Source organism: Bacilli bacterium (assembly GCA_035326105.1).
Taxonomy (GTDB): Bacteria; Bacillota_I; Bacilli_A; order RFN20; family CAG-826; genus UBA7706.
In genome coordinates this window covers 91,044-114,577 of record DAOKYO010000002.1, presented here as the reverse complement: position 1 = coordinate 114,577, position 23,534 = coordinate 91,044, and the positions used below count along the sequence as shown (strand labels likewise).

Below are 23,534 nucleotides of genomic sequence, written 5' to 3'. Positions count from 1 at the left end.
AAAGTCAAAACGCAAAAATACGCAAAATATTGATGTTTTTGATTGATTGTTGCTAAATAACTGGTTTTTATAGGCTTTTAAGTGTACTTATGTTTTTAAGTCGCACAAATTATTAAAACAACCACATTACAATTTTAATAATTATGTTATAATCTCTATGTAATAGAAAAGGAGGAAAAATCATAACAATGAAAAAGAAAGTAATTCTATTACCAATCTTCGCATTGTTACTCGCGGGCTGTAATGGTCAGGGCGGTAGCAGTAGTGGAGGCGGTGGCATAAGCCTTCCCTCTTCTGATACTTCAGTAAGTGTTCCAACTTCTGAAGGCAGTAGCGAAGAAATGCCTAGTGTCGTGGCGATTAAAGATGTGTCTGAATATGTATCTGGTACCGTAATGACGGTTGGTGGAAAAGTCACCAAAATTTACCAAGATAGTTTAACAAACGGCACGATGTCTGTATCGATTCAAGATGGTGCTGATGCTCTCCTTTTATACGCAGTTAGCACTACTGTTCTTGGCGCAGTGAAAGTCGGAGACTCAGTTGAAGCTTCCGGAACCTATTCGCCATATTACGGAATCGATGAAATCAATCCGGTCACCGAATTGAATGTCGTCTCGACAAGTTATTCCGTTGAAACTTTTGAAATCACTACTTGGACCAACGAAACCCTTCTAACCATGGATAGTCGTTTGGTTTCCATTAACGGTGCTACTCCTTTTGCCGATTCTCAAACTGTTAATATTAATGACCATACTGATTATTATGTTACTTTCGACAATAAACAAGTCGATCTCCGTCTTAACAAGAATCTTGGTCCTGACGAATTAACAGCTATTGCTGCGAAATTAGATAATTTACGTCCAAATATCGACACAATTGATGTCGTTGGTATTATTGGAAGTTATCAAAATAACGCCCAATTCTCGCTTGTATCTGCTGATGATATTGTTGTTCATGAAGGTGTCGTTGGTGGTGCTGTTACCGGCGTCACGCTTGCAACTGATGGTAATTCTTCAAAAGTTGCAACCGTTGAACAATATAGGACCCTTCAACTTGTCACCGGAATTCAACCAGCGAATGCTGCCAATCAAGTTGCTACCTATGCATCAAGTAATGAAGCGGCTGCAACAGTTAGTGCTACTGGCTTAGTTACGACGATTGCTCCTGGTGAAGCAACAATTACTGTTACCACGGATGATGGTGGATTCACTGATTCCGTCGTTATTACCGTTACTGCGACAACCCAAACCGTTTTAGCTCCAGCCGCTGTGCATGAACTTGCCACCGGTGTTGCCGCTGTCGTTAAGGGAACTGTGACTTCAACCCCTTCAAATGGATCTTTTTCCATTCAATCGGGCAATTCCGGACTATATCTTTACAATGTTCCTGCTGCAATGCGTAGTTCGTTCGTTGTTGGCCATGAAGTAGTAGTTTCTGGCACGACCTCCATCTACAAAGACTTTATGGAACTTGCGAGCATCACCGTGGTTGTTGATCTTGGCGTTTCTGCTGAAACCATCAATCCGCTTGTTATTTCAACAATGGGTGCTTTGACCGCTGCCGATGCTGGCCGTATCGTTACCGTGACTGGTTTAGCCTATGTCAGTGGTAGTGTTACTGTTGGAACTTCCTCGAGTATTAACTTTACTTTGGGTAGTGAAAGCGTCGTTGTTAGAACTGATAAGTATCTTGACGATACAGTTGAACAAGCTATCGCTGATGTTATTGCTGGCTTAACTCCAGTTGATACCGTTGATTTCGCTGGTGTATTAGGCTGGTATACCCCAAGCCCACAACTATTACTTGGTGCCGTTGCTGAATTAACCGTTCATAAAGGTGAATTAACTCCTGCGACTAGTGTTGTTGTTAGTGCAGCTGATGGTGTTACTTCCGTCGAGGTTGCTGGAACTTTACAATTAGCAGCCGAAGTTCTTCCAAATTCTGTCGGCGATGGTTTTGCTGATCAAACCGTTACTTGGTCATCAAGTGACGGGGCAAAAGCCACTGTTGATGCCGAAGGATTAGTTACTGGTGTTGCTGAAGGCGCGGTTACAATCACCGCCACTTCATCGACTGCGGGCATTGTTGGCACAATTGATTTAACCGTCATCGCGGCTGTCGCTAAAACCACTTTAACCATTACGGCCAGTGATTTGGCCCTTAGTGCCACCTATGCTGATGGAACTGCTACCGTTAACGGATTATCAATTGCTTTCACTCAACTTTACTTAAGTTCAAATGGATTTATCCAAATGCGCTATAAGAATGAAATTCAAAGCGGATTCTTTAATGATGTCGCTTCCGAATTGGCAATTGTTAAAATTACTGTGAATTATGATCAAGCTCAAACAAACTTAACTGAGTTAGACCTCTATGCTGGTAGTGAGTCTGTTGCTACTGCGACTGAAGGTGCAACCAAGGTTTGCAATGTGGCCGGTCAATATTCTTATGATGTTAATTTTGAAGCTACCGAAAACATTCACTTCTTTAAGTTAGAAAAACCGCAAGCTTCATATACTGCTTATGTTGAGAGCGTTGTCTTGACATTTGCCGTTGTTGATTAATATCAGTCGATTTGATTCAAAACTAGGCTCCATTGTAAATGGAGCCTTTTTTATTCATTTTTTTAAGCATTTAACCTATAATATTAAAGAGGATGTGATGAATATGGCTGAAAGAAAACTAAAATTAATTTACGATGTCCCAGCCAATATTCGGATGGCGGCGCAGAACACTCATGTTAGGCGTTATCAAGACGTCAAAAAAACAATTATTCATAAAATCGGCAACCATAAACTTCATACTTTTGAAGAAGTTGAGGAACTGTATTTTTTATATATTAAAGACGAAGCGGATCGGAAGCGGATTCGTGATGCCTATGAATTTGCCGAAGACAAGCATCGTAATCAGTTGCGGAAATCAGGCGAACCCTACATTCACCATTTAATTGAGGTCGCCTACATTATTGCCGGATTACACGGTGGTCCTAATACCTTAATTGGCGGACTGCTTCACGATGTCGTTGAAGATACGGATGTAACTATTGATTTTATTCGATCTCGTTGGGGAGACGATGTTGCTCTGTTGGTTGACTCGGTGACCAAGATTCAACGTTTAAAATTGTCAAAGCGCCAAGACGACAGCGATTTTGTCTATGAAGATCACCGAAAGATTTTTTTGGGTATGGCCAAAGACATTCGTGTCATTATTATCAAATTGGCCGATCGTCTGCACAATTTAAGAACTTTAGAATATTTGTCCGCTGATCGTCAGCAAGCAATTGCCAAAGAATCGCTACAGGTTTTCGTTCCCATAGCGCATCGTCTTGGTATGTACAATATTAAGAGTGAAATGGAAGATATTTGTTTAAAATATCTCGAACCGTCAGTTTTTAACGAGATTATGCAGTCTTTGAATAACAAGACAAAAAACCGTAAAAAATCTTTGATGGATCTCAAAAAGCGGATCGCTGATATACTATATGAACATAAAATACCCTTTCGGCTTGAAAGTCGGGTAAAGTCAATATATTCGATATATAAGAAAATGTATTTAAAACATCATAATTTTGATGAAATATATGACTTAATGGCCATTCGCGTCATTACCAAAACGGAATTGAATTGCTATGAAATCTTGGGACTTATCCACGCTACATACAAACCGATGCCGGGACGATTTAAAGATTATATCGCCATGCCCAAACCAAATATGTACCAGTCGCTACATACGACAATTGTGGCCGGTGATGGTCAAACCTATGAGGTTCAAATTCGAACTGAGGAAATGGATGAAATCGCTGAGGGCGGTGTCGCCGCGCATTGGCGCTACAAAGAGGGAGCCAACTACGATCCGCGTCGCGAACAAAAGGAAATCGAAGAACAATTACACTGGTTTAGAGATTTTATCGGTGTAAGTAACGACATGAGCGATAACGCCCGAGAGTACATGGATACTTTGCAGCACGATATTTTCGAGTCGAATGTATATGTTTTTACCCCTAAAGGAAAAGTCATCGATTTACCGGTCGGGGCTACTCCGCTTGATTTTGCCTATAAAATTCACACTGGAGTGGGTGATTCAGCTGTAGGGGCCGTCGTTAATGGCTCCCTAGTACCCTTAAACACTGTTTTAAAAACCGGTGATATTGTCGAAATCAGAACTTCAAAAACATCTTCAGGTCCCAATGAAGGATGGCTTAAAATTGCCCAGACGGCCAGCGCAAAAAATCATATTCGTAAATTTTTGATCAAAAAAAACAGCGATCTTGTCCGGGATGAAAAAATTGCCCGCGGACGACAGGCGACCATCGATGCTTTCCGGGAGCGGGATATAAATGAAACTGATACCCTTAGACTGATTGATGATCCTAAGGTGTTTCATGAATTTAATGCTGAAGACCTTGATGACTTATTTATTGATATCTCAAATCGTAATCCGTCACCCGCGGCCATTATTGACTTTTTAAACATTCCCAAAAAACGTGACGTGCAAAAACTGGTTCGAAACGTCAGTATGGATAACAAGAATCCGGTTCATGTTGAAGGCGCGGGAACCGTGGCTATCACGCTTGGAAAATGCTGTAATCCAATCCCGGGTGACGATATTGTCGGCTATATTACTAAAGGCAAGGGGATTACCGTTCATCGCGTGACTTGCCCTAATGTCACAAGTGAGCAGCAACGTTTGGTGGATGTATATTGGAATGAAAATTTGGGTATTCAAAACTATACGGTCGACATTACCATTGACTGCGATGATCGCCCGAATCTTTTGGTGGACATCCTGTCTGTTTTTAGCGCCAATAAAATAGGTGTCAGTCGTGTAAATGCGCGTTTTCACAACAATACGATGTCCACGACTATCTCAGCGACAATTCTCGTCAGCGACGCTCACCGTTTAAATGATATTTTTGCGATTGTAAAGAATATCCCTGCTGTACAGGAAGTAAAAAGAGTCGTCCATTAGGTCTGCGGTTGACGGGCATTTTTATGCTCACTATAATAGACTAGTCGCCGATTTATGGAGGTAATAGCATGAATCAAATCAATCCCCCAAAGGGAACTCATGATATCTATGATCTTGAGGGTGTCGCCAATCAATATATTGAAACTATTTTTTCCTCACTATGTGGATTTTATGGTTTTTCCTATGCGCAAACGCCGATTTTTGAACACACTGAACTTTTCGAACGTGGAGTCGGCGATAGTTCCGACATCGTGCGCAAGGAAATGTATACCTTCAAGGATAAGGGTGACCGGTTTATTACTCTTCGCCCCGAGGGTACGGCGGGGATTATGCGCGCCATCGTCAGCAATAAGCTTTATGCCAACACAGATTTACCTTTGAAATACTTTTACTCGGGTGAGGTTTTCCGCTATGAACGTCCTCAGCAGGGCCGTTTTCGGGAATTTCATCAGCTGGGGGTAGAAGAAGTAGGGGTCAATTCAATTTATAGTGATATCGAAGTTATTTTACTTGGCTACTCCATCCTTCAAACTTTGGGCTTAAAAGATGTGAAACTCAAAATTAATTCGTTAGGTGATAAGTTGTCACGCGATAACTATCGAATGGCCCTGAAGGAATTTTTTGCCGACAAAATCGATGATATGTGCGAGGATTGTCACGATCGATACAATACCAATCCGCTCCGGATTTTGGACTGCAAGGTGGAGCATGATCAGGAGATTGTTCGCCATGCCCCCATTATGCGCGACTATCTTACCAAACAGGCTGAAGCTGATTTTGTCGAGACTTTGGAAGTCCTCAATGCCTTTGGCATTCCTTATGAGGTTGACAACAACCTTGTGCGCGGACTCGATTATTATTCCGGAGTCGTCTTTGAGTTTCATTATACCTCGATGACCGGTCAGAATTACGGAGCAATCGGGGCGGGCGGTCACTATGACCATCTGGTGGAAGAAATCGGCGGTCCTGCATTGGAAGGCGTTGGTTTTGCGTTTGGGCTTGAGCGCCTCTATGCCGTTATGCGCGACGACAACCTGCTTGAAGGGATAGATGAGGGAATTGATTTCTATATCATGAGTGTCGGCACCAAGAGTTTTACCGATGCATTTAGTCTTTTAACATCTTTACGCGCTTCCGGCTTTAGGTGTGAGTCAAGTTTTGATGGGAAAGGATTTAAACAATTGTTTAAACGGGCCAATCGCAAAAAGGCGAAATTTGCTATTATCATCGGCGACGATGAAGTGGCCAAAGAAGTTGTAACGATAAAGAATATGCTGACGGAAGAGCAATTTAGTGTTCCTTATGGCCAAGTTGTCGATAAAGCGGATGAATTAATTGACGGACTTGAAGAACATCACCACCATCACCAATAATTGCTTTATATTTTCGGATTTGAATTTATTCAAACAATATAAAATGGTATAATTCTCTCTGTTGGTTTGTTAGTCGGAAAAGTGACTTTTGGTGTCTTTCTTAACATTAAGGAATAAAAAATGTCTCTTTCCAAGTCTTACCATATTGAAAACATCTTATTAATATCGGCATATTGCCAAAGGAGGACTTATGTTTAAGAAAAAGAAAGTTTTTAATGACAAATTAGCGATTAACGCAATTCGTGCCACGGTTATCGACATTACCAATAAGGCAAAATCGGGACATCCGGGAATGGCGATTGGCAGTGCTCCCGCGCTCTATACTTTATTTGCTAAGCATATGGTTGCTGATCCTCTTCATCCGGAATGGATTAATCGTGATCGGTTCGTTTTAAGTGCCGGTCACGCTTCGGCTTTGCTATATACAATATTACATCTTTCCGGTTACGCGGTTTCGATTGAAGACTTGAAATCTTTCCGCCAAATCGACTCCATTACCCCCGGTCATCCGGAATTTGGAATGACACCCGGCGTTGACGCCACGGCCGGACCTTTGGCTCAAGGATTGGCCCAAGCTGTCGGTATGGCGATGGCCGAAACTATGTTGAGCGCTCATTATCCGAACAGTGAAAAAATAATGTCGCATTACACTTATGCCTTAGTCGGCGATGGTTGTTTACAGGAAGGATTATCCCAAGAAGCGATTTCCTTCGCCGGACATCAGAAACTTAATCGTTTGGTTGTCTTATATGATGCCAACAGCACGACGCTTGACGGACCGCTGACCAATTCATTTAGCGAAAATGTTAAGGCTCGGTTTTTGGCCAGCGAATGGCAAGTCATTGAGATTGCCGATGGAAACAATATCAAAGCGATTGATAAGGCCCTAACAAAAGCCAAAAAAAGCAGTCGGCCGACGCTTATTATGTACCACTCTATTATCGGCGAAGGCAGCGCTAATGCCGGAACCTATAAAGTCCATGGAAATCCTTTAGGAGAAAGCGATGGTGCTTACGCTAAAGGCCACTATCAATATTCTTATCCGCCTTTTGAGATTCCCGCTGAAGTATATGATATCTTTAAGGATACATTTATTGCACGTGGTACCAACGCCTATAAGAAATATGAAGCCGCGCTTAATGTTTATGCGAGCACGCATGAGAAGCAAGCGGCGGAATTTGTGAGTAATTTAGGCTTGGATATCAATCATTATTTGAAGGATCCTCTTCCAGAATTTACCGATGATTTTAAGGATTCCACCCGGAACACAAGTGGACAAATGTTGGCGATGTACAATCGGCTGGTTCCCAATCTCGTTGGCGGCAGTGCCGATGTCGCCCATTCAGTCATGACATTGATTCCCGGGGAGACCGATTATTCATTTCTTCATCGTGAGGGAAGAAATATTAACTTTGGTATCCGCGAGTTTGCGATGGCCGCTATGCAAAACGGAATTTTGCTTCACGGTGGTTTAAGAAGTTATGTTGGTTGTTTCCTAGTGTTTTCCGATTATATGAAAAATGCCATTCGTATGGCTTCAATCGAGCATTTACCGGCTATTTTTCTCTTCTCGCATGACTCGATTGCCGTCGGAGAAGACGGACCAACTCACCAACCTATCGAGCAATTAGTTATGCTTCGTTCAATTCCGCATCTTAATGTCATTCGGCCGGCTGATGCCCGGGAAACCGCCTATGCCTGGCAATTGGCTTTACAGTCAACTTCAACCCCGACGGCTTTAATTCTTTCTCGACAAGGACTACCAGTCCTTCCCGGAAGTGGAAGTGAGGAGATGGCTAAGGGAGCATATGTGATTGGCAAAGAGGAAAACGAAACTCCTGATTTCACGATAATTGCCACCGGAAGTGAAGTGTCATTGGCACTTGATGCCAAAAAGAAACTTAAAGCTTCAGGTATTGATGTCCGGGTTGTGAGTATGCCATCAACATATTTATTTGATCAACAAACCGATGCGTTTAAGGAAGATCTTTTGAAAGTACCTTATGAAAAGCGCGTTGCCGTCGAAATGCTTTCCCCACTTTCATGGTATAAGTATGCTAAAACGGTGATGGGTCTTAACGATTTCGGGGCCAGCGCGCCAGCCAAAGACGTGATTGCTAAATTCGACTTTACGGCCGATCATCTTGTCAAATTGATTAAGGAATTAAATAAGTAAGACACAAAGAACCCTGCTGGGTTCTTTTTTTAGAACTGTAATAATGTAAGCCATAATTTTAATACTTTAAGTTGTCAATATCATACTTTAAAATTAGATTGTATAGTATGCCTTTAGTAAATCAATAGTAATCGCTTTAGCATTTAATTTGTTTTTACGTTATATGTTATTATTTTAAGTTGTAATAGACATCAATAAATATTCTTGTGAAAGAGTAATAAATACATAAGAAAATCTTCAATATTTAAGATTTAGAAAAGATGATTTTGCCCGAATCAATTAAGCAATCGATGATTGCCTAATGAAATCTTCTCCTTTATTTAAGACGCAAGCTAACAAGTTAAATGATTTTGATATTATATAAATGGTTTAGACTTATAAAAGGAACGATATATTTTAACGAAAGCATAGTAATGCTATTTGCCCTAAAAGAACGATGGAACTCCTTTTTTATCCTAGTTGAAGATTAGCTACTTTATCTTTATAATATTCATATTAGAAGGTGGTAAGCATTATGGCCCAATATGTTTATATACAAAACTATACGCGCAATGGTCTCATGGGAATTTCGCATGTTGTTTTTGATCAGATTGCAGAGATTGCGACTAATAACGTCGCTGGGGCAAAAGTGCGGGAACCGATTAAAACCGTTTTTTCCCTTCATAAACCGATTCAATGCTCGATTCGAAACGGCCTGGTTGACGTTAAGATATATGTTAACATCGATCGCAACGTTGTTAACGTAAGTGAAGTGGCAACTCGTATTCAAGAAGAAGTGGCGAATGCATTGACATCAATGACCGAACTTATCCCATTTAAGATCAATGTCGAGATTTCGAGCATTTCTTAATCATGATTTCAAACATGAAACATAAAGCGAAGATATTCTTAGCATTTTATAGAAGTTTTTCCTCTATTTTTGTTTATATAGGAATTATTGCTATAGCGGGTTACTATTTATTCGCTCATACCAGTGAACCATTTCTGGGCTTGAATTTAGCCGTTTCTACTTGGTTTGATTATTTATACGCCTCATCGAGCCAAATAATTTTTCTCATCCTCGCCCATACAATTACAATAATTGGCGGTCTTGCCTTTGTTGTTGGCGGATACTTTTCTAAACGCGGATACTTAACCAGTTTACTTATTTCAAGTGGGGCATATCTTCTCGACCTTGCTTTGCTTATCATTATTTACAACTTTAAATACATTGATTTTAACAATTTTATCTCTAGTTTAATCGTTCATGGTGCATTTTTATTGATGATGCTATTTGCCATTTATGCCTTTATTTTTCTTTATCGTCATGGCTTGGCGGAAAAAAGCGATATCGAGGGCAAATAAAAGTTTTTTTCCCGCTAAATTGTGATAGAATAGCAAGGAATAAGAGGTGCTGTATGGAAAAAAGTCGCAATCAGAATCAAATTGATGCTCTCAGTGTTATCTATAGCATCCTAACATATAAAGCTATTGATTTTCCGATTGATCTCGAAGAATTAATTAGTGGAATTTGCAATCAGCCATATAGTGATGTTGACTTCTTTGTTAAAGAAATGGCGATTAAATCAATTAAACACTATAAAGAAATAAGCGAAGAAGTTGATCAACATCTAAATAAGTGGCGGTGGTCACGGCTTAATCTTGTAGCTCAGGCAATCTTTCTTCTCAGTATTGCTCATTACCGTTATGGTTCAGAATCAGTGGAAAAAATTGTTGTGATTTCCGTCGCCATAAATTTGGCGAAGAAGTTTCTTGACGATGGTGACTACCGTTATATCAATGCCGTTTTAGAAAAGGTGCTATCATGACTGAGGCACCCTTTTTTACCGTTTCGAGTTTGAACTTTTATGTGAAGAAAATTTTTGACAACGAAAATAGCCTTCATCATCTTCATTTGAAAGGGGAAATATCCAACTATAAAGTTTATCCTAGCGGCCATGCCTACTTTTCCCTTAAAGACGAGGAATCGCAAATTCAAGCCGTAATGTTTAAAGGGGAACGCTTTAATCTGGCTTTTGCCCCTAAAGACGGTGATGAAGTAATCGTAGTCGGGACCATCTCCCTTTATGCCGCCAGCGGAAAATATCAAATAAATGTCGAGGAAATGGAGTTGTATGGCTTAGGTTTAAAACTTTTAGAGCTTGAAAAACTTAAGAAGAAACTGGAAAATGAGGGCCTTTTTTCATCGGAAAGGAAGCGGGCAATTTCACCTTTTTCCCAAACCATTGGCGTCATCACCGGTGATCACAGCGCCGCTGAGAAAGATATTACGGAAAACATCTCTCGGCGTAATCCGTTGACAAAAATTTATCTTTTTCCTTCGTTAGTTCAAGGTGAAAGAGCGCCAAATTCACTGCTAAATGCCATTGCTCGGGCGCGTAGCTATCCCCTAGACTTGCTAATTATTGCCCGAGGTGGGGGTTCAAAGGAAGATCTTTGGGCCTTTAATGATGAAAAAGTGGTTCGTGCCCTTGCAACTTTTCCTTACCCGATAATTTCAGCCGTCGGTCACGAAATTGATACCACGCTGGTTGATTACGTAGCAGACAAACGGGTCTCTACCCCAACCGGTGCGGCGGAAGCGGCCACTTTCGACCGCCATGAAGTAGAGCAGGGCATCGATCAATCTTTTTTGCGACTTCAGGCGTCAGCGGCCAAATTATTTCGTATCTGCGATCAGGAGTATAGCGCTTTAAAAAAACACTTAATTTTTCTACAAAAAGAACCGTATCATCGCTGGGAAGAACGCATTGTACTTAATAAGGACAAATTAAAGTATCTATCGCAAAGTACTATTGAGCGTTACAGTCACCAAATAAAGTTATTAAGTGGACGAATTACCGCGGATGCCTATACTAAGCAAATTGATTTTTTGATTTCTAAAAATAAAACTGCGGATGCGATGCTCATTAAAACCTTTAAAAGTCAGATTGATGTGTTTAAACAAAGATTCTCTTCCTTAAAGGAAAGATTCGATTATTTACCTTCAATCTATTTTGAACAATTATTCCACCGCCTAAAAATCGACGAGGAAAAATTGTCCTCGCTTTCACCACTTGCCGTTCTAAAAAGAGGCTATGCAGTCGTCATGAAAAGTAACGACACCCTCGTAAAAGATATTAACGATGTTAGCCTCGGTGAAGTGGTGCAAATTAAACTGCAAAATGGTAAAATAACCTCAGTGATTGCAAGTAAGGAGATAGACCATGGAGAACAATAAAAAAAGCTTTGCTGAACGTTTATCGCGTTTGGACGAGATAGTAAAGGAACTTGAGGGCGGAGAAGTTGAACTTGAAAAATCACTTACGCTTTTTAAAGAGGGAAACGAACTGGTAAAAGTTCTTGAAAAAGAATTAAATGAGGCGAAGAGCGAAATTGTTCGGGTGACCGAAGAAAATACTGAAAAGTAGTTTTTTAGTATTTAATTAGTATTATTTAAGTGAATATGATTAACATTAAGGATTTTGACGATCAAGCCCCAAAAGCTTTGGATTTATCTTTTTCCAATCCGAAGTTTGTAAAGGGCCTCAATGAAAAAGAACTTGCTTCGTTAGCCGACAAGATTCGCGACGAAGTTATTTTTGCAACATCGGTTTTCGGCGGACATCTTTCGAGTAATCTAGGAGTAGTGGAAGCGACCATTGCCCTGCATCGCGCATTTGATTTTCCAAAAGACAAACTGCTATTTGATGTCGGGCATCAAACTTATGCCCACAAAATTCTTACGGGCCGAAGTCTCGATTTATTGCGTACTAAGAACGGGGTCAGCGGTTTCCAAAAACGGGCGGAGTCCGTTTATGATCAGTTCGAGGCCGGCCACTCATCCACATCTTTGAGCGCCGCTTTAGGAATGGCTATTGCCCGTGATCTCAATAAAGAGAACTACGAGATCATCGCATTTATTGGCGATGCCAGTATATCGAACGGCGAAGCCTTTGAAGCCCTAAATCATATTGGGCAATTAAATCACAAAGTAATCGTCGTTTTAAACGATAATGAAATGTCGATAACTCGGCCTATCGGATCGATGAGTAAGATGTTTCGTAAATGGCGGCTTTCTCCCAACTACATCCGTTCAAAAAATGCATATAAGCGCTTATTATTTCGCACCCGTTTTGGTTATGCTTTCTATCGTTTTACCTGGATGATTAAGAACTTCTTTGTTCGCCATCTGTTTCAAAAGAATATTTTTGAACAAATGGGATTTAATTACGTCGGTTTGGTCGACGGTCATTCTTTTCCAGCCTTAAACAAGGCTTTTAAACAAGCCAAACGGTCAACAAAATCGATTGTTATCCATCTTAAAACCAGTAAAGGCAAAGGCTATTCTTACAGTGAAAATGACAAAAATGGGGACTGGCATGGGGTTGCTCCTTTTATTGTTTCTTCCGGCAAAAGTCATAATATAGCTTCCGCCAGTGTCGTCAGTTGGTCGCAATTATATGCCCAAAAACTTTTGACTTTCATGGAGGAAGTTCCGGAGAGCGTTCTGATAAATCCCGCGACGATTAAAGGCTCCGAACTTGAACCGGTTTTTTCGCGTTTCGCTTCGCGCTGCTATGATACCGGCATTGCCGAAATGCATGCTCTTTCCTTAGCCTCCGGTGTTGCTCTTAATAGTAAATTTCCGATTGTTTCAATTTATTCCACTTTTATGCAACGAGCTTTTGATCAGATTCTTCATGATCTTGCACGTATGCGTTTACCATCGCTTATTTTGGTTGATCGAGCGGGGTTTGTCGGGGCTGATGGCGAGACCCATCAAGGACTATACGATGAGGCATTTTTACTTAATACCCCCAATGTAATCGTTTCGATGGCGGCTAACAGTGAACAGGCCTCCGCGCTGCTTGAAGTGGTAAAAACAACCGCGCTCCCTTTCTTTATCCGCTATCCACGGGCAAACGTCATCCACACTAAGAATGCAAGGATTAAACTGACGATTGGTCGTTGGTTGACCTATCAAAAAAGCAATTCTAAAAATTTAGCCTTAGTCGGCTTTGGTCCCGTACTGGATGAAGTTTATTCAAAGGTTAAGTCCCTCGATTTAGGTGTTTATAATGCTATATTTCAAAAACCGATGGATGAAAAGGTCATTCGCGAACTACTTAAGTATCATGAGATATTAATTTTTGATGCTTATGCCACTTCAAATGGATTTATTTTTGCCCTTACCAACCGATTAGTTGAATTGGGTTATCATGGTAAAATAACTATGCAAGCGCCCAAAGACGATTTTTATACTCAGGATTCAGTTATTAACCAAATGCAATCGGCAAAAGTAGATGCCGAATCAATTACTAAGGTGATAAAGCGGAGGATAGGCCACTATGATCAATAGTCTCGTCATTAAGAATTTTGCTATCATTGAGGATTTAGAGGTTGGTTTTCTACCTGGTTATTCGGTCATCACCGGTGAAACCGGCGCCGGAAAATCAATTATTATTGATGCCCTCAGTCTTCTTTTGGGCGAGCGCAGTTCTTTTAATCAAATTAGAAACGGCACTGCCCGGGCTTTTATCGAGGGTAGCTTTTACATTGATAACGACGATACTTTACTAGCCATTAATAGCATAATGGAGGATTTAGTTTCGTCTGAAGATCACCTTTTGGTAGTTACCCGTACGCTTGACAGTTCCGGACGAAGCATTTTGAAAATGAATGGCCGCTCGGTTACTTTGGCTATCAGCAAGTCAGTTATGAGTTATCTCATCGACATTCACTCGCAGCACGAGAACATGCTTTTGTTGGATGAGCACCGTCACCTTTCTCTGTTGGATGAATTTATTAAGGATAATATCGCCTACCGTGAGTATCGCGAATCCTATAGACGCTACCAGGATTTACTGACGGAACAGAAGAATATTTTGCAAGCGACCATCTCTGATGATGAGATTGACTTTTTAAAATCCCAAGTTGATGAGATTGCCAAAGTCAACATTCTTGAAAATGAAGAAGAAGAACTCGAGTCCAAGGTGACGCTTTTGCGTAACCTAGAAAAAATCGCCGGTATTCGCAGTGGACTATATGATTTACTTTCCGGTGATCGGGGTGCCGTCACTAACCTATATTTAGCCACTAAAGAAATCCATAATCTCGGCGAAGAATTTTCTTCTTTTGCCGATAAAATCAACGAATACTATTATGGTGTCCGTGATCAGGCGGAGAATATTATCGATAAACTGGATACGCTCTTGGAAAGTAGTGACAATATTGAAGAAATCGATAATCGTTTATATCGGATTAGAAAACTTATTCATAAATACGGAACCACGGAAAATGATGTGGTAGCAGCTAAAGAAGTTATGGAACAAAAACTTGCCAATGCGCGAAATTTTGAGGAACAAAAGAACCGCATCGGCAAAGCTATTGCGGATGAATTGACGATTCTTAACGCTAAAGCGGTTGCCCTGAGTGAGATAAGAAAAAGTAAAGCGGTCGATTTAAGTCGCGAGATTAACTTGGAATTGAAGGACCTCGCCTTGGACAACGCTGAATTTAAGGTTGATTTCAATTTAAAAGAACTTGGACCTAGTGGCTGTGATGAAGTGGCCTTCGTCTTAGCGGCGAATCGCGGCAGTGCATTTTTACCCATTAAGAACGCGATCAGCGGCGGTGAAGCCAGTCGGCTTATGCTTGCTTTAAAAATTATCTTTCGGCGCCTAGGAAGTGCTGAAACCCTTATTTTCGATGAGGTTGACACCGGCATCAGCGGTCGAATAGCATCGATGGTCGGAAAGAAGATTGCCGATCTAGCCATAGACACACAGATTATTGCCATCACCCATCTAGCACAGGTGGCTGTCTTTGCTGATCATCACTATTACGTCAGTAAACTTATTTCCGCTACCTCCACCCGTGCTGAAGTCAGCATTCTTGGCGAAGAGGAGACGGTGGAAGCCATCGCTAGAATGCTTGGCGGTGATGTTATAACGACTACGGTTATAAATGCCGCTCGTGAGCTGCGTAGCGACGCCAAAAAAAAGCGGTAAGACAATTAACATCACGCTTTTTATATGCGATAATTATTGTGCATAGGGGGAATCTATGGCAAAAATTATTATGCATATTGACTTGAATGCTTTCTTTGCCACCGCGGAAGAAATTAGAGATCCCACCCTGATGGGTAAGCCACTTGTCGTCGGAGGCTCAGGGCGGAGAGGAATCGTCTCCACCGCCTCTTATGCTGCACGCAAATACGGCATTCATTCGGCAATGCCCACCTACATGGCCAAGCGGCTGTATTCTAATCTAGTTGTCATCAGTCCTGATTTTCATCTTTACTCGCGCCTTTCACACGAGTTCTTTTCTTTTCTAAGAACATACTCTTCAATCCAGGAAATTGCCAGTATTGATGAGTGCTATATGGATATGACAGGCGCGATGAAAAATGTCAGTGATCCCTACAAATATTTACTTGATTTACAAACCAAACTTTATGAACAAACCAAGTTGAAGTGCTCAATCGGTTTAGCCCCGACAAAGTTTTTGGCCAAGATGGCCAGCGATATCAAAAAACCGATGGGAATAACCATCTTGCGTAGAAGAGACATAAAAAAAATTCTTTGGCCGTTGCCGATTTCTTCGATGTTCGGCATCGGCAAAAAAACTTGGCCTAAACTACAAAAAATCGGCATAAAAACGATTGGGGACTTTGCCGAGTCGACCGATCCGTTAGTGAAACAAATTCTGGGGAAATTTTACTATGTTCTGCTGGATTGGGCTCATGGCCGAGGTAATGATATCGTTGAAAGTGAACCCGATGATCCAAAAAGTATCGGTCATTCCTCTACCTTTCTCAATGATACAAATGATAGCGAAGAGATTGTCACCTTACTTAACCAACTGGTAAAAGAAGTCAGTGAAGAGGCTAAGCGCAAAGACTATATCGGGTCGACGATTCAGATTGTTATTAAGAACTCCGATTTTAGCATCATCAACCGCTCCGAAACGCTTTTGGAAGCGACAAATGACTATTCAATTATTGCTAAAGTCGCCTTAGATCTATTAAATCGCAATTACCAGGGGCAATTGATTCGCTTGATTGGCGTTACGCTTCAAAACATTGTCCGTCGCGAAGATGCCGTTGTGCAGATGTCGCTATTTGATTTTTCGCAAGTTGAGAAAGAAAACGAGACTAGAGCACTGATCAGTGAGATCAATCGCAAAATGAAAAAAGAACTTCTTCTAACCGCCCGTGATTTGAAGAAAAAGCAAGAAAGGTAGTTATTTAGTAATTTTATGGTAATTATTAAGTCACTTGAATTATATCGAACTTATCTTGTCGCAGAGAAAGGACTCGCTTTAAACACGATTGAGAGTTACTTGTCCGACCTTGGATTCTTTTTTCGGGATTTTCCCTATCAGGATACGTGCGAACTAACCGGCGCGGAACTAAATGATTTTATCTATAATCAAAGTAATCAAGGTCATTCGATGACGACCATCGTTCGTCGTATATCGGCAATTAAAAATTATCTTTTGTTTTTATCGCAATCTAATCTTTATTCACATCCTTTGCCGAAAATTGATCTGCCCAAACAAGGATCCCATTTACCTGTTGTGCTGTCGCTAGAAGAAGTAGACCGCCTACTAAATGCACCTAACCTTGATATTCGACGGGAATACCGCGATAAAACGATGCTGGAAGTCATGTATGCCTGTGGTCTTCGCGTTTCGGAACTCTTATTATTGACGCGCAATCAAATTAATTTTCAAACTGACACCATAAGAATTATCGGAAAAGGAAACAAGGAACGCATTATTCCAATCGGCGAATTTGCCTTAGGATATTTAACCAAATATATCGAGGAGGTAAGAGCCAAAAACCCCGGATTTAAGTCCAATTATATTTTTTTAAATCGGATGGGAAAAAAGGTGTCGCGCCAATACTTTTATAAAGCCATTAATGAATACGCTAAACGGGCAGAAATAAGTAAGCGCGTATCGCCTCATACCCTCCGGCATTGCTTTGCAACCCATTTATTAGAGAATGGGGCCGCCTTGCGGGTGGTCCAAGAAATGCTCGGTCACAGTTCAATTGCAACAACGCAAATTTACACTCATGTTTCGAGTCGAAGAATAATCAGCGCCTACGATTTGTATACTAGCCGTAAATGAATTATAATACTATGTTTCGGAGGTATGTTATATGGGAAACAAATTAAATTTTAGACGAGTGTTTGTGATTGTAATGGATAGCGCCGGCATTGGCGAAATGCCTGATGCCGAACGTTTTGGTGATAAAGGAGCTTCGACATTTGTCCATATCAGTGAAAAGATGCCAAACGGCCTCCACTTGCCGGTAATGGAAGCGATGGGCCTTGGCGAATTAAACTCGATTAAGGGTGTAAAGTCATCCGTTAAGCATCCGCATAGTTACGCTATGCGCGCCCAAGAAGCCAGTAACGGCAAAGACACGATGACCGGCCATTGGGAGATGATGGGCATTTTGACAACTGAACCTTTTCAAACTTTTACCGATACCGGTTTTCCCGCTGAACTTATCAGCGAATTAGAAGCAAAAACTGGACACAAAGTTATCGGCAATGTCGCCGCTTCCGGAACGGAAATCCTCAAGCAACTTGGCGAGCAGCAGATGCGCGAGAATTCGCTTATTGTCTACACTTCGGCTGACAGCGTTCTGCAAATCGCAGCGCATGAAGAGGTAACCGGCGTTCAAGAGTTATATCGCTGCTGCGAAATCGCCCGCGAAATTTGCATGAAACCGGAATGGCGGGTCGGTCGGGTTATCGCGCGGCCCTTTGTCGGGACAAATGCCGAAAATTTTAAGCGCACGCCAAATCGTCATGATTTAGCTTTGTCTCCTTCCTCGACAACCGCTATGGATATTTTAAAGGACAAAGGCTATATGGTGAGTTGCATCGGGAAAATAGGCGATATATTTAACCAAAAAGGAGTGGTGAAAACCCAAAAGACCGTCAGCAATGAGGATGGTATGGATAAGACTATCGGAGAAGCCAAGACCGGTAATTTCCGTGGCCTCGTATTTACCAACCTAGTTGAGTTTGATAGCGAATATGGTCATCGCCGGAATCCGGTTGGCTATGGTGAAGCGCTTGAAGCTTTTGATAAGCGCTTAGGAGAATTGCTGTCCGTAATTAAGGAAGACGATTTGGTTGTGGTTACTGCTGATCACGGCAATGACCCGACTTGGCATGGCAGTGATCATACCCGCGAAAAGGTCCCTTTCTTAATGTATAGTCCTCTTTTCCGAAACGGCCATTTCTTAGAAGATCGGCATTCATTCGCGGATTTGGGTGCGACCATTTTAGCAAATTTTGATTTACAAAAGGCGGATACAATGATAGGGGAGGCTATTACTGAGGTTAATAACGATGAAAAATAAGCTTTTCTTATTGTTATCCTCTTTTTCACTTTTACTTGTCGCCTGCCAAGGCAATCAAGTATCACCTAATAGCGACAGTTCTTTATCAAACACGGATAACAGTGCGAACCTTGTTTTAGATTATTCAATTATTTCTCCTTCTGGCGCTCCGTCATTGGGATTTTATCCTTGGGCTAAAAGTGGCGTTTTATCCACGAACTCTTCGGTCCCCGCTATTTTAAGCGCTTTTGCGGCAGCTTCCTATGATGTAATCGTCATGGACCATAGCCAAGGCTTAAAGCAGATTGTTAACAATAATGCACCCTACCAATTGGCGCGCATCGTAACCAAAGGCAACTTTCACCTTATAGGAATCAATAAAAGCAGTAGTGATAACCCTAAAACTGGCGATTTAGTTGTTAGTTTTGGGAACGCTCAGGGCATCCCCAATCAAATTCTGCAAAAAGTTTTTCCCAGTATTGATAATTTAAACTTTGTGAGTTCGGTTTCCGACACGGTTCCCGTTATTAAAACCGGACTGTATGGCGGGGAGGCTGTCGACTATGTTTTAACCGCTCAGCCAATCCTCCATAACATTGAAAAGAGCGGAACGACTGTTTCCTACGATGTCGATATGCAAAAAATGTGGAATGAATTATCTAATCTCGATGGATTTCCTCAAGCGGGTGTTTTTGTTAAAACCGGTCTGTATCAAGAGAATCCTGACCAATTGGCTCTTTTTATTTCACAGTTGGATGAAGCGACCAACAATTTAATCTTTCATCCGCAAATTGCAATTGATGCGATGGATGCATACGGAACAAGTGACGAACAGAAAGCTCTTTTTGGAGTTGATAGCTCAACCGTGAGCGATCTTCAACTCTTTGAGGAAGTGGAAGATGCACCTAACAACATGGGCTTTGCCACAGGTAAATATAGTCTTGTAAATTATCTTGAATATATGGAGCAGGAAGATTACCCATCTTCAGCCTACTCACCTTTATTTTAACTATTATGAAAAAGAGAATTTTTTCCTTAAAACCTAATTTACGGATAATTCTCTTTTTATTATTCGGTTTTCTCTTTCTTTTTATCCTTTGGCAAATCCTTTCGCTAACCATTAATGCTTATATTATTCCCTCGCCCATCAAGGTTATACCCGCCTACATATCTTCTTTTTCGTTTATTACCACTTATGAGGCTGTTTTAGCCACAATAACGAGATTAGTTATATCAGTGCTCATCGCGTGCCTATTGGGATTAATACTTGGACTGGTAAGTGGATCTTATGCGGACTTTCATCGGTTTCTCATGCCTTTAATTAGCGCTCTCCGTAGTGTCCCAACAGCAGTGATTATCCTGATAGCTATTTCGATAATCAAGATTTCTTTTTCGCCAATTATTGTTTCATTTCTAATTTCCTTTCCATTGATTTATGAAGCGACGTATTCAGGCGTAAAATCAATCGACCAAGATCTTTATGATGCCATGCGCCTTGAAGGAGAAAATCACTGGCAAACTTTACTTTGGGTCAAACTCCCGATTGCGCTGCCTTATGTACTATTGAGCATTATTCAGGCAGTGGGATTAGGAATGAAAGTTACGATTATGAGCGAGGTTCTTTCCGGAAATAATCGCAGTAGTGGCTTAGGGTTTAGTATCGCTCAAGCCTACTATGATGCTGACTTTATAAAAATTTTCGTTTTTGCTTTACACGCAATTGTAATTAGTATAATCTTTGACTTAGTGGCAACTAATTTTCGTAAAAAGTCACAGTTTAAGTAGCGATGGTGGGGGATTAGTTTAGTAACCGAGTCCATGTACTCCTCATAAGTAATTAGATGCCTGAAGAAGCCGAATCAACAATCCGACTTTTTTTTACGTGCAAGTTACCCACATAGTTGAATTTCCGATTGGAAACAGGAGGTATGAAATGAATTCGGAAAAAAAGGAAAAAGTCTTTTACAAGAAAAAAGTTTACGATGGGGAAAAAAGCCGCTACCGATTAAGTGATGATGGTCAAACCGAGGATTTAACCTGCGAAGAGCAAATGCTTCGTAGCGTTAGCGAAATGGAATTATCAATTACGATTCTAAATTGGATGCGAAGAATGCTGAATTACGCAAAGTTTTCGCTTCTATACAAAACCGAATATACTTTGCACGCAGGCGAAATATATGAAATTGATTTTGGCATCGGTGTCAATTGTGAAATCAAGGAGCGCCATTATGGGGTTATCTTAGTGGATAGTTATGAGAACAATCAAATCGCTATCGTATGTCCATTAAAAACAAAGCATCATGATGCCAACCCAACCAGCGATGTCGCTATTGGAAAGATTCCCGACTTATTAACTGACAAAGAAACAATTGCCGTTTTTAATCAAATTCGTGGAATTGACAAAATTCGTATTTACCGATTTGGAATTATTAATGGCAAGAAAAGCGAAAGAGAAGGGCCTATAAGTAAACTTAGTGATGAGCAAATGGAAAAAATACGTTCTGCCATTAATCAAACAATTATTAATGGTAATCCATTCGCGCAATAACGTTAGTAGTTATTTAGTATTTATTAAGTCATAAATAAGTATAGTCTTTTTGTGGAAAACTCTATGTTTGAAGCAAGAAGACTTTTTATGTTTTAACGATGAAAATATTATTAATTTACTTCTCATGGGCATTATTTAAATATTAGTTTACATAATATACATTATGCGAAGTGATTTGTCTTACCCTTTAGGAGCGTTTTATTATGAACCCATACCAAAATCTCTTCCACTGCTTCAGTTATGCTCCATATATACATTAAACTTTTATTATATTTTTAGTCAGCAAATTATAGCTCGCTCCTAGCTGTTAAATGGTTTTGATACATTTCAATAAAAAAAGTCCAACGATTAATTGGACTTTCCAATTTCTTCTTTTATCATCGGACTTCTTATTTTTCTAATTAGGCAAGTATATTCCTTCAAGGTTAAACCTTTGTCGACCTTGAGGACTAAAGATGTGAACGATAACATCCCCGGCATCGATGAGGACCCATTCTGATCCACGATTTTTTCCCTCAATATGGTTTATACCGGCACCGATACTTTTCAGCGCCGTTTCGATAACATCAGCCAATGCATTAAGCTGTCGCTCATTGGTCGCGGTGGCAATTATGTAGTAATCGGCTAAAGGCATTCTTTCGCTAACATCTACAGCAATAATGTCCTCGGCTTTTTTATCATCTAAGGCCTTAATTAAAACTTGAACTTTTTCCGGATAAATCTCTTTCATATTGACTCCTTTAAGTATTGGCGAAAACACCGCTTTGTTAATTTATTATAAATATCTTTCTCATGAGCAAGCAGATATTCCCGATTAGCTGCTAGAACTTTAAGAAAACCATCGTGATAGTCATTCATGCAGGATGCAATGAGACTACTGCTATCGAAGCCACGGGTGGGCTCAATTTTATCGGCACTATAAGTTATCATTGCAATCGGCCCCATATTTTGATCTCCGGTCGCATGTTTTCTGATTGCCTCTAAAATTGTTCGGCTTTTAATTCCAAAAACCTCGCGCGCCAGGTACTCGCTTATGAACTGATGATGCAGCCATTTATTCAAATCAACATAGCCCGCATATTTTTTTTGCATAATTTCCTTTTGAAAAGATTCACTTATGTTCTTACCGATGTCATGCAGTAAGCCCGCCACATAGGCATCGCTTCCCGAAAGTCCATTCGCTTCAGCAATTTGTTTGGCCAATTTTGCCACTTGAAGCGAATGAGCAAGTCGATCTCCCGAAATAAATTCCTTGATCTTAGGCAAGTAGTATAGATTATGACTGGCGATATACTCCAGCACTTCGATTGAAGTATCCGCGCTCTTTAGCTCACGAATTAAAGACGAACTAGTCGGGCTCTTAGGGCCCGGAACAACTTGCATCTTATAGGTTATGACATTATCAAGATTTAACGGAATTCCCGGCCGTTCATAGACTAGGACCCCGGCTCTTTCAATTAGTTCCGTATTCTTATACCAATTATGAAACTTATTGGCCTGATCAGCGCCTAAAAGAAAGAATAGTTTCTCATCCGGATGTTGATGCTGATAATCGCGAACGGTATCAGCGGAGTAGTTTACCGGGGCCGGACTATCTAATTCCATATGCGAAATTTCCGCCCACGGAGTGTCTTTTAAGAAAAGCTCAAGCATTCTTAAACGATCAAGCTCGTTATTCTTTTCATCTTTCCAGCGTGGGTGTTTGGCTAAAACAAAAACCACTTTATCCGCTCCAACTTCATGAAGAGCCGATTCCGCTACTTGAAGGTGTCCTAAATGAACGGGATCAAAAGACCCACCATATATTATTGTCTTGTTCATTATCGGGGTAATTCGATTCTATGAGGAAGATGGGGATTGGCCCGATAGAGGGTAATAATGCGGCCGACAATTTGCACTACTTCCGCCTGTAGTTTCATCGAGAGGTCGATTGCGATTCCCTCAATTGGATTCTCCGCCGACTTCAAAACACTGATTTTAATTAATTCCTTGGCTTTCAAACCCTTATCCAACAAATCCAACTGTGTCTCCCCTAAAAGGTTTTTCCCAATTTGATACAGCGGGCGTAACGCATTGGCCTTATTTTTCAAAAAAGCTTTTTGATGATTGTTTAGCATA

General features: G+C 40.8%; 20 protein-coding genes. 17 read left to right on the top strand and 3 right to left on the bottom strand.

Annotated elements, in window-relative coordinates:
• Positions 1–188 precede the first annotated feature (188 nt).
• The 17 genes from PKC96_04820 (at position 189) to PKC96_04740 (ending at position 21,416) form a co-directional block, all read left to right on the top strand.
• Positions 189–2,567 carry an Ig-like domain-containing protein gene (locus PKC96_04820; GenBank protein HMM00646.1) on the top strand — a complete coding sequence of 793 codons (2,379 nt, stop codon included), beginning with the start codon at positions 189–191 and terminating at the stop codon, positions 2,565–2,567.
• A 103-nt stretch (positions 2,568–2,670) separates the two neighbouring features.
• Positions 2,671–4,971, top strand: coding sequence for a bifunctional (p)ppGpp synthetase/guanosine-3',5'-bis(diphosphate) 3'-pyrophosphohydrolase (locus PKC96_04815; GenBank protein ID HMM00645.1), 2,301 nt, complete (start codon positions 2,671–2,673; stop codon positions 4,969–4,971).
• Positions 4,972–5,039: 68 nt separating this feature from the next.
• Positions 5,040–6,344 carry a histidine--tRNA ligase gene (hisS, locus tag PKC96_04810; GenBank protein HMM00644.1) on the top strand — a complete coding sequence of 435 codons (1,305 nt, stop codon included), beginning with the start codon at positions 5,040–5,042 and terminating at the stop codon, positions 6,342–6,344.
• A gap of 190 nt (positions 6,345–6,534) precedes the next feature.
• Entirely contained in the window at positions 6,535–8,520 is a 1,986-nt protein-coding gene (gene tkt / locus PKC96_04805; protein HMM00643.1) for a transketolase, read from the top strand.
• 514 nt (positions 8,521–9,034) lie between these two features.
• Complete coding sequence (locus PKC96_04800; protein ID HMM00642.1) at positions 9,035–9,370, top strand: Asp23/Gls24 family envelope stress response protein; 336 nt, start codon at positions 9,035–9,037, stop codon at positions 9,368–9,370.
• A 14-nt stretch (positions 9,371–9,384) separates the two neighbouring features.
• A complete protein-coding gene (locus PKC96_04795; protein HMM00641.1) occupies positions 9,385–9,864 on the top strand; it encodes a hypothetical protein in 480 nt (159 codons plus the stop codon).
• 53 nt (positions 9,865–9,917) lie between these two features.
• Positions 9,918–10,328, top strand: a complete 411-nt coding sequence (locus tag PKC96_04790; protein ID HMM00640.1) for a transcription antitermination factor NusB — start codon at positions 9,918–9,920, stop codon at positions 10,326–10,328.
• On the top strand, positions 10,325–11,740 hold the full coding sequence (gene xseA / locus PKC96_04785) for an exodeoxyribonuclease VII large subunit (GenBank protein ID HMM00639.1): 1,416 nt from the start codon (positions 10,325–10,327) through the stop codon (positions 11,738–11,740). Before PKC96_04790 ends, xseA begins: the two co-directional genes overlap by 4 nt.
• Positions 11,727–11,930, top strand: coding sequence for an exodeoxyribonuclease VII small subunit (xseB, locus tag PKC96_04780; GenBank protein HMM00638.1), 204 nt, complete (start codon positions 11,727–11,729; stop codon positions 11,928–11,930). The genes xseA and xseB overlap by 14 nt, the downstream gene beginning before the upstream one ends.
• A 35-nt stretch (positions 11,931–11,965) precedes the next feature.
• Positions 11,966–13,861, top strand: coding sequence for a 1-deoxy-D-xylulose-5-phosphate synthase (gene dxs, locus PKC96_04775; GenBank protein ID HMM00637.1), 1,896 nt, complete (start codon positions 11,966–11,968; stop codon positions 13,859–13,861).
• Positions 13,851–15,512 (top strand): DNA repair protein RecN, encoded by a 1,662-nt coding sequence (recN, locus tag PKC96_04770; GenBank protein HMM00636.1) that lies wholly within the window; start codon positions 13,851–13,853, stop codon positions 15,510–15,512. The genes dxs and recN overlap by 11 nt, the downstream gene beginning before the upstream one ends.
• A 55-nt stretch (positions 15,513–15,567) precedes the next feature.
• Entirely contained in the window at positions 15,568–16,746 is a 1,179-nt protein-coding gene (locus PKC96_04765) for a DNA polymerase IV (GenBank protein HMM00635.1), read from the top strand.
• A gap of 15 nt (positions 16,747–16,761) precedes the next feature.
• Positions 16,762–17,640, top strand: a complete 879-nt coding sequence (locus PKC96_04760) for a tyrosine recombinase (GenBank protein ID HMM00634.1) — start codon at positions 16,762–16,764, stop codon at positions 17,638–17,640.
• A gap of 31 nt (positions 17,641–17,671) precedes the next feature.
• The gene (locus tag PKC96_04755; GenBank protein ID HMM00633.1) at positions 17,672–18,889 is read left to right on the top strand and encodes a phosphopentomutase; all 1,218 of its coding nucleotides are present in this window, start codon (positions 17,672–17,674) and stop codon (positions 18,887–18,889) included.
• A complete protein-coding gene (locus PKC96_04750; protein HMM00632.1) occupies positions 18,879–19,877 on the top strand; it encodes a hypothetical protein in 999 nt (332 codons plus the stop codon). Before PKC96_04755 ends, PKC96_04750 begins: the two co-directional genes overlap by 11 nt.
• 5 nt (positions 19,878–19,882) lie before the next feature.
• Positions 19,883–20,653, top strand: coding sequence for an ABC transporter permease subunit (locus tag PKC96_04745; protein ID HMM00631.1), 771 nt, complete (start codon positions 19,883–19,885; stop codon positions 20,651–20,653).
• Positions 20,654–20,801: 148 nt separating this feature from the next.
• Positions 20,802–21,416 (top strand): type II toxin-antitoxin system PemK/MazF family toxin, encoded by a 615-nt coding sequence (locus PKC96_04740; GenBank protein ID HMM00630.1) that lies wholly within the window; start codon positions 20,802–20,804, stop codon positions 21,414–21,416.
• A gap of 397 nt (positions 21,417–21,813) precedes the next feature.
• Here PKC96_04740 and rsfS read toward each other — a convergent pair whose 3' ends face one another.
• From rsfS to PKC96_04725, 3 genes are read right to left on the bottom strand one after another with little or no spacing between them, the layout of a single operon-like run.
• On the bottom strand, positions 21,814–22,146 hold the full coding sequence (rsfS, locus tag PKC96_04735; GenBank protein HMM00629.1) for a ribosome silencing factor: 333 nt from the start codon (positions 22,144–22,146) through the stop codon (positions 21,814–21,816).
• Positions 22,143–23,237, bottom strand: coding sequence for a nicotinate (nicotinamide) nucleotide adenylyltransferase (gene nadD / locus PKC96_04730; protein ID HMM00628.1), 1,095 nt, complete (start codon positions 23,235–23,237; stop codon positions 22,143–22,145). The genes rsfS and nadD overlap by 4 nt, the downstream gene beginning before the upstream one ends.
• Positions 23,237–23,533, bottom strand: coding sequence for a YhbY family RNA-binding protein (locus tag PKC96_04725; protein HMM00627.1), 297 nt, complete (start codon positions 23,531–23,533; stop codon positions 23,237–23,239). The genes nadD and PKC96_04725 overlap by 1 nt, the downstream gene beginning before the upstream one ends.
• Position 23,534: the final 1 nt, after the last annotated feature.